Here is a 14,722-nt window from a genome sequence, read left to right as displayed (position 1 = left end):
AACAAAACATTCTTGTAAAAGTTTTTCTAAAAAAATATTTTCTAGCCCTATTTTCCTTAATTCAAAATATTCGTTACCCAAAGCTCATACATCTTGTTGGTAAGAAAGGGCGTTCTCTCAACGATAAAACGAGCGAAACTATGCTCGCCGAATTGATTTTGGACCACATCTAATGGAACAAAGGCAAGTAACTGCAAAATCAAAAATATAGTAACGTAAGCCATGATTAGTGACAGGATACCTCCTGCAATCCAGTCTACCTGTCTCAAGATCGGCACATATGTCAATCCATGGACAAAGACCCCCACAAATCGGGTGATCAGCCAGCCAATCAGCAAAATGATCAGAAAAGCCGTTCCTGCATAAAAAGCTTCATCTAGGTGAAAGGCAAATACTTGATCAAAAAATGCTAACTTTGATGTCGGGGTGACAGCTGGGTATGGAATGTATAATTCCAAATGACTTGCTAATGGTTTGTAAAAATGCTGGGCAGCAATAAATGACAACACATATCCGATTGCGAATATGACTTGTAAAGCAAACCCGCGACGTGCTCCAGAAAAAAACGCAATTAGCAATAAAAATAAAATCAGCAAACTCAGCATGCTACGTTCCTTTCTCTTCTAACTTTTTTAAATTTTTCTTATTTTGATAAAAGGATCTTAATTAGAAGATTTTTGTTTGATTTGTCCTTTTCGTTTTTCATTTAAAATCTGCTGTGCTTCCACATGATTTTTAATAGTATAATCTGCTTGACCATTTTCTTTCAGTACTTCTCGAGCTTCATTCTCGATTGCTTCCATGCGTTTTACGCGATTTTCAAGCTCTGTAAATTTGATCATTTTTTTCTTTAATTCTGCTGTTTCTTCTTCTAGCTCCAAGATTCTTTCTTGTTTCTTCAATTGATCCGAAAGCGCATTGACAGCCATCAAGATCGCTGCTTGTTCATTATCCATTTGTGGTGATAATTGTTTCAATTCTGCTAACTGCTCATTGATCAGCTTCGTTACGATATCCATATGATGCTTGGTTTCCCGTCCGATAATAGTATATGTTTGGTTGGCAATCACTGCTTTGTAGCGTGTTTTTTCGTGCGCCATACGAATCATTTCCTCCTATTTGATGAAAGTTTTATTTAGTGTACCATGAAGTTGGTTCTTTCACCGTTCTCCACAAATATTTTTCACATACTTAACTATTATATGATAAACTTTAAAAAAATGCTATGTCTCGCAACCTCTTAGAAAACGAAAAGTCAGGAGTTGCGGTATAGATTTATGTATAAAAACGAGGAGAATTTTATGAGCAACGTCATTATCAAAGCAACGAACGACCAACTTAGTCAAATGAAAGCACACTATCGCTCTTATTTGTTAAATAAACAGATTCCTTATACTATCTTTGCTGCTAAAAAAGACGGGACGACCATCACTGCTTACACATCAGGAAAAGTGATGTTCCAAGGGGCAAACGCAGAAACGGAAGCTCAGCGCTGGGGACAGGCACAGGATAAGCAGGCCAAACCAGCAAGAACGGTCTCTTCTTTGCCAAAAAATATCAGTCAATTATCCGTTTTAGGTAGCGATGAAGTCGGAAATGGCAGCTATTTCGGTCCACTAACAGTATGTGCTGCTTATGTGAAACGTGATCAGCTTGCAGAATTACGTAAACTTGGTGTTCGAGATTCAAAAGAGTTAAAAGATAGCCAAATCATCCAACTTGCTGATGTCTTAAAAGAAACTATCCCTTACAAACTACTTGTCTTGCCCCCAGAAAAATACAATGAGATCCAGCCAAAATACAATGCTGTTCGGATGAAAGTCGCTTTGCATAATCAAGCAATCCATTTGCTGCTAAAAAAGATCGCACCAGAAAAACCAGAAGCGATTTTGATTGATCAGTTTACGCCAGAAGCAAATTTTAAAAAATATGCGCGTTTAGAAAAAAATCACTTGCAAGAAAAACTGTACTTCGTTACTAAAGGAGAACAATATCATTTAGCTGTTGCTGCTGCTTCTATCATCAGTCGTGCCAGCTTTTTAGAAGAGTTAGACAAAGCATCAGCTGAAGCTGGAATCACCCTTCCCTCAGGAGCTGGAACGAAATCTGATCAAATAGCGGCAAAACTATTAGAAAAAGGCGGCATGCCTATGCTTGAAAAATATGCCAAACTTCACTTTGCCAATACAGAAAAAGCGTTGAAGCTAATAAAAAAATAAAAAAACTGTGACATAAGTCGTGTCACAGTCCCTTATTCCGAATAAACGGTGTTCAATTAGCTGACCCTCGATATTAGCTCAACAAACGGCAAAATATGAGGAGCTATTTTTCCGTTTGTTTCTCTAATACTCAGATCAGAACGCTGATTTCACAACCTCTTCCTTAAACGGTGTTCAAAAGCTTGTATCTGCGATAATAAGTCCAACCAAACGAAAAATAGGAGAAGCTGTTTTTTGAAATTGCTCCTTGTGACTCGGAGCTGAACGGCAGGCTCACGACCTCTTTCTTAAACGGTGTTCCAGAAGTAGCTTCTTCGAAAAATAAGCCGAAATTTCACAAAAATTTGAGAAGCAATTTTCGTAAATTCCTTCTTATTTCTTGAAGCTGACCACTTCTGTCACAACCTCTTTCCTTATTTATTGCTGAAAATAGGTGGTCAATGCTTGTGTCAAACTTGCAGCGATCTGCTGCTGATAACTGTCTGTTACTAATTCCTCTAAATCACCATCATTATTCATATAACCCATCTCGATTAAAATAGAAGGTTGAAGATTTTCTCGAAGAACTTGATAGTTCCCAGTGGAGATTCCTCTTGAATCCAGAGGCAGATCAGTGAAGGAATCAGCGATTGTTTGTGCTAATGTTTCCTCTTGTCCATAGTAATAATATGTCGTGATCCCAGTTGCTTCATTCGCATATTCCGTAGAGTCTGCATGTAAGCTGATAAAGACATCTGCCTTTTTTTCTTCACTGTAGTCGCATATATCTCCAAGCTGTACTAATTCATCTGTAGTGTGGGTCAAATAAACCGTTGCTCCAGCATCCTCTAGCGCCTTTTTTACTTTTATGGCTGTACTTAATGTTATATCCTTTTCTTCTGTTTGTTCATCATTGCTTAATGCCCCAGTATCATTTCCGCCATGCCCAGGATCTAATACAATCACTGCATCAGATAACTCTTTCGGTTTTGTTTGTATATTCTTTGTGACTTTGGTTCCATCTTCGAGGGCTAAATATCCAGTATAGCCATCATTTGTCTTGATCTGATAAGCATTTTTTGTTTCGGAAAGAAACTCCGTCAGTTCTCCGCCGTTTATAGTTGCTAATGGGGTCGTTAGCGAGTCATCTGTATATAGTGTACGGTCATTTTTTCCGATTTTGACTAATGTCTCTTGTTTTGTGTCATCAGATGATTCCTTTGTCTTTGTAACCGTACTGTTCGTACTGCTGACTGTTTGCCCAACTATCTTTTTTTGACCAAAAACATCTATTTGAAAACAGATAATAATGATAATGATTGCACATACAAAAGCTCCAATTATTTTTTTCATGCTTGACTCTCACCTCGTAGATCCAGACTAAGGGTCAAAACTTAAAATCAGCTTAAGTACGCAAAAAAGGAGCTGCGACAAACGTTTTGTCACAGCCCCGTGTTTTCAAATAAACAGCAAATTTAACCAATCAGTTCCCATGCGCCCCACTCATTAGAACCTGGTTCTTCCCCTTGATTCCACCACTTTGCCTGATAAACTTTCCCTTTATAAGTGACGATGTCTCCCTTGACATAAGCTTTTTCTGGGTTCCATTCTTCGTATCCTGGAGCAGGGTCTTCGCTTTTCGTTGTGATCGTTATCGGCAAGCTTTTCTCAGATACATTTCCAGAAGCGTCAAATGCACTGACTGTATAAGTGTACGGTGTATTTGTCTCCAAACCTGTATCTGTATATCGAGTATGAGCTGTTTGTGCTACACGCTGACCATCACGATAGATGTAATAACCTGCCACCTGATTATTGTCTGTTGATTCTTCCCAACTCAAAGTAACTTGTGTTCCTTGAATATCTGAAACAGCTAGATTTTCGGGTACAGATGGGGGTTGCGTATCGGATGGATCCGGTATCAGTTCTTTTCCATAGATGACTTGCCGATTGATTTCCGCTCCTTCATCTCCGATTCTTTGGACTAACGCAATATGGCCAATTCGATCGACTGTTGGATTTTCATCACTTGATCTTAATCTAAATTCATAAGAAGCATCTGGCTCGATATGTTTACCGTCATATACAGAAGCTAAATCAATCACGACATACCCATTTTCTATCGTTACTGTTCCAGCTTTGTAATCTCCGGCACTTAGGCTTTCAGCTGAATGGATTGGAATATATAGTTTAGGGAATTTGATTGTTTCTTGGGCTAATTCCACTGCACTCAATACACTAGAAGTTTCGTTAAGCTGCTCGTTGTTCTTGATAGTGATGTTATAACCATTCGCACCATATTCACTATAAGTAGAAATATCCACATCAATCGCTAACGGGGAGGAAACTATTTCTTGTTCTGACAGTTTTTCGTCACCGAATAATCCTTGTTTGATCGCATTAGTCAGCTCGTCTCTCTTACTACTGTTGGTTTCCTTATCTTGTGATTGCATCCAGGAGATTACTCCACCTAATTCATTTTCTTTTACATATTCTGCTTTGTAGCTGACAGATTTGACATTGTCATAAGTAAAGAATTCTCCTGTTGTTTTACTGTACATATAAGGTGCTTTCGCTACATCATCCCAATATTCTTTTAAGTCTGCTGTTTGATCAATCAAATCAGCGATATTCCGATAAGGCCAGACGCCGCCAGCTCTACCACCATTTCCTGAAACGAGATCGTTTTTGTTTTTGGCACCGTAAGAAGGTGTTTGATCGGCATCTTGGTTGCTTGCTTTTGCTGATTGGAACAAACCAGGTAGCTCTTTGTTATCCCCGCTTTCTACCTCATGCCAGCCGCGTGTATAAAAAGCTGCACCAATCACGATTTTGTCGGAAGGAGCTCCTTCTTTTTGTAAAAATTTGACTGTCTGATCGACAGAAAGACCTTCTTCATAATTAGGATCAGCTGGATTGCCATATAGTGCCGTATGGTGAGCACTGTTGGGACTCCATGCCCCATTCAAATCATAGGTCATGATATTGGCAAAATCGACCACAGAGAATAATTTAGGAATGTCAATCCCATCATTTAATTTTTCTCTGGAAGAAGGAAGCGCTACAGATAATTCATATGTTTTCCCTAACTTTTCTCCTTGTTGATCAATTGACTCGCGAATCTCTTTTAAAAGCGTGATGTAATTCTCTTTGTCTTCCGGTTTGGCATGTGGTGTTCCTTCATCGTTTACATTATCTACTAGATCTGGCTGACGGACATCAGCTGGATATTCCCAATCGACATCGACAAAATCCATATTGGTATACTTAATAAATTTCGTGATATTTTCTACTAGATTTTTACGTTTTACTGGATCAGCTGCCACTTCTGAAAAGTCTCCTGATTTTGACCATCCGCCTAAAGATACGCCTATTTTTAGATTTTTATTTTTGCCGCGTAAATCTTGGATTGCATTCAAAATCCCAGAACTTGGTGTGTTCCATCCTACGCCAGGTTGTTCTAAAGATGCACCTACAGCAGCATCTGCATCTGTAAATGTCAGATTCCCCTCGCTATCAAAATCTAAAAAGGCAAAGTTCAAATGTGTTAGCTGATCCGCTGGAATATCTTGAGGAAGAAATTTCCCTTCACCATCCCAGATGGACCAATCTCCATAATACATGACATTCCGGTATTCTTTTGCTGGAACAACTTGAGCTGTTTCTTCGGCATAGACAGAGTCTTTTTGTCCTAATAACGGAGATGTGACAGACATCACCGAAGAAAATAACATTACGGCTAAACTGATTTTTTTCATTTTTGACATATTTTGAAACCTCCTTTTGTCTATTCGTTATGATTCATCCACCAAATAAATAGTTTCTTTCATTCTACAAATAATTAATTATTTGTGTTATTAAATAAAAACACCTCCTAGATCGCCGACAGAACAAACGCACCAGAAACATTGACTTTATAATTACAACTAAATAGTAACATTCTGTAATTCTGTTTGCAAACGTTTTCTTTTATATTGTTTACGTTATTTATAAGTAAACAAAAACTACTTTTTGGTTAAATCCCTTTTGATAACGATTCAATTAGAATGAAATAATAAATAAAATATCCCATGATAATTATGAGAGAATAACAAAATTTTATGCATGAAAAACTAGCCGTATAAAAAAGAAACAAGATACAACGATTTTCGTCATATCTTGTTTCTTTACCTAACTGTTTTTCTCCACATATAACAGCTTTACGTTTGTCCTAATACACCATTCAAATATAAATCGATCAATTGTGCCACATTTAGCGGTTCTTCTACAGGTCTTTTTGATCGAGTGATGTACGGTGCCAACACTAAGAAAAAATGCCTTGCTGCGATTTCTTTGGTAATCCCGTTTCTTAACACGGATTGGTTTGTTGAAAAAATTTCTTCAAATGGTTCACGATAATTTTTCTTCCATAGAAAGAAAAGATGATCTCTCGTTTCATTGGAAAGATTGCTTTCAAGGTCGTGAAGCATCAGAAATAAATCAACAAGATGCGTCTCAATCAAAAATTGAGCCATTTTTGTCAACGTCACTTGAAATCTCGTTTCGCTTGTTTGGACGATTTCTCTCAACGCTTTCCCAACATCTTCTAAGTGCTTTTCTAATACTGCTGTATATAACTTTTCTTTATCACTAAAATAGTGATAAAGATTGGGCTGGGTGATCCCAACTTTTTGTGCGATCTCTCTTGTTGAAGTACCAAGATAGCCCTTGGACATGAACAAGTCAGCCGCTTCTTTTAAAATTTTTGTTGCGTGTCTTTATTGTATCGATGGACCATTTTTCCACCTACTTTTTGGTTATTCTTTTTCTTTCAATACACCATCTTCCATCATAAATATTCTATCGCATTTGTCAATCAACCGTGTGTCGTGCGTCACCATGATCGTTGCTTTATTTTTTTCTTTTGATTCTTTTGCCAAAATATCGACTACTTCTCTTGCCTTTTCTGAATCCAAACTGGCAGTTGGTTCATCTGCTAGAATAATAGACGGATCATTGTACAATGCACGAGCAATTGCCACCCTTTGTCTTTCACCACCAGATAGTTCTTCTGGATACTTGTTGATCAGCTTATCCACGCCAAGCTGCTCAAATAATTCTTTTGCTTCTTTTTGCCGATGTTCATGTTTGATTTTATCTACTAATAACAACTGCTTTTTTACTGTCAGAAAAGGAACCAGATTTGATGCTTGCAAAATAAAACCAATTTCCTTGAAACGGAGTTTAACGCGTTCGCTTTCTTTTTGATTACTGAATTCCTGATCATTGATAAATACAGAGCCGCTGCTAGGTGTCTGCAATCCGCCTGCTAAAGTCAAAAAGGTACTTTTTCCTGATCCCGAAGGACCGATGATCGCAACAAATTCCCCTTTATCGATACTCATTGTTGTTTCTTTCAATGCTTTTACTACTTGGTCGCCATCTTGGAAACTTTTTTCTACTTCTTTAAATTCTATTGCTTTCATGTTCTTCCTCCTTCTTATCCAATGGCCTTCAGCGGATCGATTTTCACGATCGTCCGAACAGAAAATAGTGCGCCTAACACAGCCACTACCAACATCAACAAGCTAATGACGCCAAAAAATAGCCAATTGCTTTGGAATGGAACCGCATCAGGTAGAACAAGAGATGTTCCCGCTGTTCCCACTAGACCAAGAAGAATACCAACAAAGGATAAAATGAATGTTTGTGCCACTACAGAGCGTGCAATAAATCCTCCCGTGATTCCTTGGGCTTTCATTACACCAAAGATATTGATTTTTTGCATCGTCAGTACATAAATAAAAATCCCGATCACGATAGCCGCAATAACAATCAAAAAGCCAATCATAAACCCAAAAGTCAATACTTGTGCATTGTATCCAGGTAATTCATTGATGAATTTAGAAATTTTGATCTGTTCCAAGTCTTCAGGTAAATCGTTGATTTTTCCTCTGACAACTATTGCATTGATCCGTGCATTCTCACTTGTGTCTTCTTTTTCGAAACGGATTTGTTGGTAAGCATTGATGGTCGTATAAAGAACCGGTGAAACATTAAACTTGGCATGATCCGTAAAACCAGTTAGTTTAAACGTCTTATCACTACCAGATAACTTGACCGTATCTCCTACGGCTAGACCATATTCTTCCTTCAGGCTACTATCGCCTATTGCCTCATCATCGTTATTAAAAGCTTTTCCTTCAACAAGATTCGGCATGATGAACTGATCTTTATCGATACCAAAGAAGCTAACATTGATTTTTCCTTCATCTGTACTGTCTTTACTAGTCACGACTCCTGGAGTTTGGGCAAGATAGGCCACTTTTCCACCTTCGACTTCTTCTGCGGTCTTCTTAGTAATCATGGACATCCCTAGATTTGAATTTGCATCTTTCGAAAGAACGATCGAATCTGCCTCCCACTTGTCAACCGCCGTTCGATTGTCTTGAGCTAAGCCATAAGCTAACCCGGTCAAAAAAAATACCAAGTAGGCGATTAAAAACATCACCCCTGCAACTAATGCGTAACGTAACTTTGAATGCATAATTTCATTTAATGCTAAAAACATTTAATTCCTCCTCTTGAAATAATTATTTTATACAATAATTTTATCACTTGATAAATTTTTGGCGAATATTATGCTCAAAATACATTTTCGCTTTTTTATTATCTCTTCTTATGATGTCTAAACGCTTTTTAGTTAGTAGTTTTCAGTTTTTTTATTATAAAAATAGCATTTCACATAATAAAAGACCGTGATGTTTCTCACGGTCTTTTTTCTACTCTATTGCGATTTGCTCTCTTAGCTAGTACTTTAAAAGCTAACTCATTGAGATAGTGAAAACGTGGGGTATATTCAGCCAAAAATCCAAAGTTTTCAACTGCTAACTGTGGAATCGTGGTTTTTTGTTTCACGATATCAGCAAGCAAGTTCAAATCTGATAATAAAAATTCTTGGCTTATCAGCTGTCCGCCAATGATTTCTAATGTATCTGGATGATAGATCAGCTTTGCATTTACTGTTTTATTTTCTTCATAGTATTGTGGAAATAGGTCAAACTCTCCTGAACAAGAACAGGCACTTTGTTCCAAAAATGGTGCTTCGTCTTCTGTCAACCCAACAGTTCCTAAAAAGTGGTCGGTAATGACCGTTGCTGTTATCTTTTGTTTGAGATCATAAGCAGTCGGCTGCTCGCACAAAGTCAACGCTACCGCTCTCGCCATATGTACAGCTCGAGTAACTAAGGGCAAAAAGAGATGCCGTTCTTTTTTGTCAAAACTGACTGGAACGATATCGCCAATCGCATAGATATCCGAATCACTTGTCTGCAGGTATTCATTGACCATCACAGTGTCGTCCTCATACAATGCCACTTTGTCTTTTAACAATGACGTATTTGGACAAGTTTGAGCAGAAAAAATGACGATATCTGCCTTCAGTGTTTGAGACAAAAGTTGTACGGATACTACTTCTTCTCCTGATTTTTTCCAATCAATCAAAAATTCATTTGGATGAAAGTTGATTTGCTTGTTTTTCAGCTGATTTTGAAAACTGCCAATCATATCTTTATCGAAATATCTTGATAAAACATTCGGCATGTAATCAACTAAATGAATCATATGTCCCTTATTTCTCAAAGCATCTGCTAATTCTAACCCAATATAACCAGCACCAAAAATCACTACTTCTTTTGCTTCTTTCAAAGCGGCAAGTACTTGTTTAGATTGCACTAGATTTTTATAGGTGTAGACATTTTCAGCTTCAGTTTGTTTATATAAAGTAGCAGGAGATGAACCTGTTGCCACGATTAGTTTATCATAGGTTAGGGTTTCTTTTTTTCCTTCCTCAGAAGTGAGGATGAGCTGATGCTTGTCTGGATCAAGTTCAGTTACTCTCCATTCGGTGATCAGTTTTGCACCACTTGCTTGAAGAGTCCGCTCGTTGTTTGCAGCTTCAGCTAAACTATGTATCTTTCCTTTTAAATAAAGATTGATCCCATTTGAAACATAGCCTAATCCATCTTTGTGATTTTCATCGATCAACAGAACTTCTGCCTCCGGTTGAAGTTTGCGTAGATTTAGGGCAGCGGTGATGCCTGCATGGGAAGCACCAATGATCACGATTTTCATGTTTTATTCATCCTTAAATTCAATTTTTCTAAATAGCATTCTTTTAAAAATTGGTTCAAATAGGGAAAATCATAGTTAAATTCATTACTCGTAAATACAAAAACTTTAGCGGACTTCTGTGACGGGTATTCTTTCAATTGGCTAGTCAAAATAACATCATATTGCTTGTCTTTCTCGTATTCCACTAAATCATATTTGATCGTATTCAACAACTGTTCTTGAATGATTTCTTTCACGATATCCGCCATTAGCCTTTCGTACGGAAGATCATAAGCAATTTGCAAACGCAATTCCAATTGCTTGATTAGCGTTCGTAAAATAGATGCATAGCGAGCAAATAATTCAAAACGGGCATTTTCCTCGTCTGCTTCAGTAAAATCCACAATAGCAAATGTTTGTCTGACCAGCCTTTCACATAAAACAAGGAATTGTTTATCTTCTACTTCAGTTAACCGTTGTTTCAATCCTTCTTGACCAAAAATATTCATCCATCCTCTAAAATAGGCAAAATGAGCGTGATTTTGCATCACTGTTAACGCAATCTTTTGCGAAATCTCTTCTGGAAAAGCATAGAAAGAAAAATATTCTTCTATCGATTGTTTAAACGTTCGATTCAATTGAGCCACTACGTCATCTTAGTATTTTTCGCTTATCAAAAATTCCTGAACATGTGAATTATGTGTATCTAATGTAAAGTTACTGATCATGAAAAGATAAAAAACCAACGTTTCGTTTTGATCCCAAGGAAAGGCATATTGAAAGAAATAACGGGTCAAAAATGTATGAAGCTCCAATAAAAATTGTGTCGTTTGAAACAATCCAACAGGAAGATTACTATAATCTGGTTTGGCTTTTTTCGTACAGCGCATCCGTTTCTTCATAATGGAAAGCCATATTTCAAATTTCAGTCGCCCTTCTTCTGTAATGGCAAAACTGAACTCTTTTTGTAGCAGATCTAAAAAAGTGTTTCCTGATAAATCGCTGTATTCTTTTTTATTTTCAAGGTAGGGGCGACCAAACCAAAATAATTGAAAATAGAAATAGCGGATTTGATTTTCTGGGCCAGTCAAACGCCCGCTTTTTATTTTCAAATGAAACTCTTTTAAAGAATCATTTAATTCCTTCACTCTACGCGACAAAGTAGCCGAACTGATATTAAGTTCCATAACAAGTTTCTGCCGATCAAATGAGCCATATTCTAACAGATAAAGAAGGATTTGATATTTTGTAGAATAGCGCAAATAGCAATGATAATAAACATCGATAGCTGCTATATTGCCATGTCTGATCAATAAAATGTATCCTTCTTGGATAACGATTTCCAGTTGTTCGATGTTTTCCAAACTAGCTTGTAAATAAAATAAATCTTCTTTCAAGGTAGACCGATCGATTGATAAGCGGGCTAGTACGTTATTAACAGAGATCTCTCCTTTTTCCTCTAATAAAAGTTGAAAAAGTTTGATTTGCCGTTGTTCATTTTTTTCAAGCAAACTGAAAAGTTCCAAGTCCACTCCTCCAAGCATTTCTGATTTTAACAGCAGAAGTTTCCTTCTCATCCTTGAAAAAGAGGATCTGCGACAGTTGTCACAGATCCATACAAATTCTGATCACTTAGCTGATTGGCCCAGCTGACAGTTCCCATGTGATCGTGCCTTGATACCTTACGCCAGGTTGAGCGTTCGTACTGCTATTTACCTCTAAGAGTAAACCATCGGTATCGGGAAAGTCAACGAGAACCTCTCCTTTAGCTGTGCCATCACTTTGATAAATCATCGTGTTTTGTCCTTGTTGGATCAATTGCTTTGATCCAGCATGATTAAAGTACAATTTTGTTCCGCTTAATTCTTGACCTTGATCATTCTTAAATGAAGAAGTCAATGTACCTGTCAGTTGCCAAGGAGACGTGCTTGGAAGCCGAGTATCCCGTACATCAAAAGAAAAATCGCCTTTTGCTTCATAATAACTTGTCTTCAACGGTTTGGGGAGATCGTTGCCAAATGTAAAATCATCTGGTACATCAACTAATGTCAATTCTTGTTTGGGGACAAGAATTGTTTTGGAAGATGTTTGGACAACTGGATTAGGAAGCTTAACACCATCTGCTAATGTAATATTGCTAGAAAGTACAGCTGCCTTTGTCGGTATGCTGACAGATTGCACAGAAGTATCTACAGTATTTAATTGATAGTTGTAAGTAAGATGAATAGTATCGCCGACTTTGCTCAATAAATCTGCTGGGACAGATACTCCTTGTTGAACGCCGGTATCTGCGACAGTTGTACCATTTAATTTTAAGGTACCATTGATATAAGTAGTATTTTCTGGAAGTGAGATCGTGATTTTTTTGTCGGTGATCGCATCCCCAGATTTTGTCAACGTGAATGTCACATTTTTTTGTATCGTATCCCCTGATAGTGCAGATAATGGGGTTCCTTCATCCGGTTGTCTGCTAAGATTTTTTAGCTGGCTGTCTGCACTCACTGATGGAAAATTAGCCACTGTTATTTGGGGAAGAGTGGTGATTCCCGCTTGTTCAGACTGCCATTTGTACGCAAAAGAAGGATACAGGTTAGTAAGTACATCGTCCACCAAGCGATAATCAAAATAATATTGCCCTGAAGCCAATGCAGGTAGTGTAGAAGTAGCTGTAGTTGTGCCGCCATTATTTGATGAGATCGTTTGGAAAAGTTGATCTGTCCATCCTGCCGCTAATTTTTGGGTTCCTTTCGAATAAAGCCTGTAATGGATCGACCCCGTTTTTAATTCAGTTGCTGACCAATTGGCCATGACTTGGTACGGCGCAGGAGAAAGGAGCTTTCCCCACTGACTATCAGCTGTTAAATTTGTTGGTAAAACCGTACCGTCTAGCTTATACTGCTCCAATACCTTTAAAGCAACGGGAGAAAGCAATCCACCTTGCGCATCTTTCCCGCTATATACAATATTGGTTGACTGATTCAATCCACTTGTGCTTGCTGGAGTATGAGTCAGCGCTGCTCCTTGTGTGACGTTTTTTCCTGTAAAATAATTGACTACACGATCAAAGCGAGTAGACGGTAATTGATCAAAACGTCCTTCAGTCAACCCCATCGTTAGTGTTCGATTATTGGTTGAGCCTGGAAGGTTCTGGTTATTCCCATCCACGTATTCTGTAGTATCAGCAAATGTATTATATTTTCCTGTTGAATCACTTGGTGAAATGTAACTATTCCACGTATTTATCTCTGCACTTGCAGAAAATGCATACGCTCCTGGATTCAATTTTCCACCAGTTAATTTAGGATAAAATCTACCTGCAGCTGGAGCTAAGATCGAATTGAACATACGATCTTGGATAATATTATTCGAGTCATAAAAATCAACAGAAAAAATAGCTTTTTTAGATATAGAAGGTTGTAATTTACCTTTGGTCAAAATTTTGTTTGGACTCGTATCATATTTATCTCCGTTTTCTGTCATCTTCGCGACATTAGCTGTAATATCAAATTGAAGCGGGACATCGTCAACATTGAACTCGCCTCGCGTAATAATAGCGATGATATCTGGCAGGAGAGTATTTGTATCCCACGAACCCATCCCAAAACGTAAAGTATGGCTTCCTGCTGATAATAAACTTCCGCTAGTAACCTTGATGGGGGCACCGGCAATATACAAGTAGGCGTTGTTCCAGTCAATTGCTTTTAATACATCACTGCTTGATACATGTTCCGGTAAATTAATGATTGCAACGAAGGCAAAACCTTGTGCAGTGATATTCACCAAATCAAGTACATTTGTTAGTTTCACATGACTTTCCCAATGAAAACGGACCGTGCCACCTTTCCAAGGATCATTTGAACCATCGTTTAAATAAGTAGCAGTCAATTTAGGCAACTGGTTAGCCCCAGTTAGTTGGACAAGCTTCCCGCCATTCACTGCACTACGTCCACCATTTGGAGGTACGATATTTTCGTATGTGTACGGATCATAAGAAATGGTAGGAGGCGTTGCTCCAACAGCTTCTGCCGAAGGTGAAAAGATAAATATACTTAAAACAAAAAGCGAAGTAAAAAAGAAGGAGCGAAAAAATGTAAATTTATTTTGTAGCAACATGTTCATCCTCCTTTTCCTTTCTTCTCCATAACAACAACCACACAAGAAGCCATAATTCTATACCAATGATCAAATAAAGAAAACGGATCCTTTGTTCATTCGTCTCCGGAAATACGCCATGTTGATTAGCCTCTTTATAAATCGATGGCTGTGTCTGCTGTTTTGATGTGCCATTGACTGAACCACTTGGATGCGGAACTGGACTTAGATCATAAAATGTAATCGTGCCTGAACTTTTGGTATCTGCTTGGACTGGCTCTTGCCAGCTGAAGAACAGCAAACTTGCAATAATACCTCCTAATAAGATTGATGCTTTCAAC

The 14,722-nt window shown here is 37.9% G+C and carries 10 protein-coding genes and 2 pseudogenes; 1 reads left to right on the top strand and 11 read right to left on the bottom strand.

Annotated elements, in window-relative coordinates:
- Nucleotides 1–56: 56 nt before the first annotated feature.
- Both FTX43_RS08095 and zapA read right to left on the bottom strand, forming a co-directional pair.
- Nucleotides 57–605, bottom strand: a complete 549-nt coding sequence (locus tag FTX43_RS08095; RefSeq protein WP_002333754.1) for a CvpA family protein — start codon at nt 603–605, stop codon at nt 57–59.
- A gap of 57 nt (nt 606–662) precedes the next feature.
- Nucleotides 663–1,100 carry a cell division protein ZapA gene (gene zapA / locus FTX43_RS08090; RefSeq protein WP_002290800.1) on the bottom strand — a complete coding sequence of 146 codons (438 nt, stop codon included), beginning with the start codon at nt 1,098–1,100 and terminating at the stop codon, nt 663–665.
- Between the two features lie 201 nt (nt 1,101–1,301).
- Between zapA and rnhC the strand changes: the two genes are divergently transcribed.
- Nucleotides 1,302–2,219 carry a ribonuclease HIII gene (gene rnhC, locus FTX43_RS08085; RefSeq protein ID WP_002329499.1) on the top strand — a complete coding sequence of 306 codons (918 nt, stop codon included), beginning with the start codon at nt 1,302–1,304 and terminating at the stop codon, nt 2,217–2,219.
- Nucleotides 2,220–2,636: 417 nt separating this feature from the next.
- Here the strand turns inward: rnhC and FTX43_RS08080 are convergent, their stop codons facing one another.
- The 9 genes and pseudogenes from FTX43_RS08080 to FTX43_RS08040 all read right to left on the bottom strand — a co-directional run bounded on the left by FTX43_RS08080 (nt 2,637) and on the right by FTX43_RS08040 (nt 14,721).
- A complete protein-coding gene (locus FTX43_RS08080) occupies nt 2,637–3,551 on the bottom strand; it encodes an N-acetylmuramoyl-L-alanine amidase (RefSeq protein ID WP_002290913.1) in 915 nt (304 codons plus the stop codon).
- A gap of 122 nt (nt 3,552–3,673) precedes the next feature.
- Complete coding sequence (locus FTX43_RS08075) at nt 3,674–5,965, bottom strand: glycosyl hydrolase family 18 protein (protein WP_002336008.1); 2,292 nt, start codon at nt 5,963–5,965, stop codon at nt 3,674–3,676.
- A gap of 432 nt (nt 5,966–6,397) precedes the next feature.
- Nucleotides 6,398–6,975, bottom strand: a pseudogene (locus tag FTX43_RS08070) (TetR/AcrR family transcriptional regulator).
- A 19-nt stretch (nt 6,976–6,994) separates the two neighbouring features.
- Nucleotides 6,995–7,663, bottom strand: a complete 669-nt coding sequence (locus FTX43_RS08065) for an ABC transporter ATP-binding protein (RefSeq protein WP_002290906.1) — start codon at nt 7,661–7,663, stop codon at nt 6,995–6,997.
- A gap of 14 nt (nt 7,664–7,677) precedes the next feature.
- Entirely contained in the window at nt 7,678–8,748 is a 1,071-nt protein-coding gene (locus FTX43_RS08060; RefSeq protein ID WP_147606975.1) for an ABC transporter permease, read from the bottom strand.
- 197 nt (nt 8,749–8,945) lie between these two features.
- Complete coding sequence (locus FTX43_RS08055; RefSeq protein ID WP_147606973.1) at nt 8,946–10,310, bottom strand: NAD(P)/FAD-dependent oxidoreductase; 1,365 nt, start codon at nt 10,308–10,310, stop codon at nt 8,946–8,948.
- Nucleotides 10,307–11,866, bottom strand: a pseudogene (locus FTX43_RS15190) (helix-turn-helix domain-containing protein). The gene FTX43_RS08055 and the pseudogene FTX43_RS15190 overlap by 4 nt, the downstream one beginning before the upstream one ends.
- Nucleotides 11,867–11,921: 55 nt before the next feature.
- Nucleotides 11,922–14,402 carry a WxL domain-containing protein gene (locus FTX43_RS08045; RefSeq protein WP_147606970.1) on the bottom strand — a complete coding sequence of 827 codons (2,481 nt, stop codon included), beginning with the start codon at nt 14,400–14,402 and terminating at the stop codon, nt 11,922–11,924.
- The gene (locus FTX43_RS08040) at nt 14,386–14,721 is read right to left on the bottom strand and encodes a hypothetical protein (protein ID WP_002290899.1); all 336 of its coding nucleotides are present in this window, start codon (nt 14,719–14,721) and stop codon (nt 14,386–14,388) included. Before FTX43_RS08040 ends, FTX43_RS08045 begins: the two co-directional genes overlap by 17 nt.
- Between the last annotated feature and the right edge of the window lies 1 nt (nt 14,722).

Origin of the sequence: Enterococcus sp. DA9, from assembly GCF_008000875.1 — a bacterium.
In the GTDB taxonomy this organism is placed as follows: Bacteria; Bacillota; Bacilli; order Lactobacillales; family Enterococcaceae; genus Enterococcus_B; species Enterococcus_B lactis.
The sequence above is the reverse complement of the archived record's forward strand: the minus strand, read 5'-3'. Positions and strand labels throughout refer to the sequence as shown.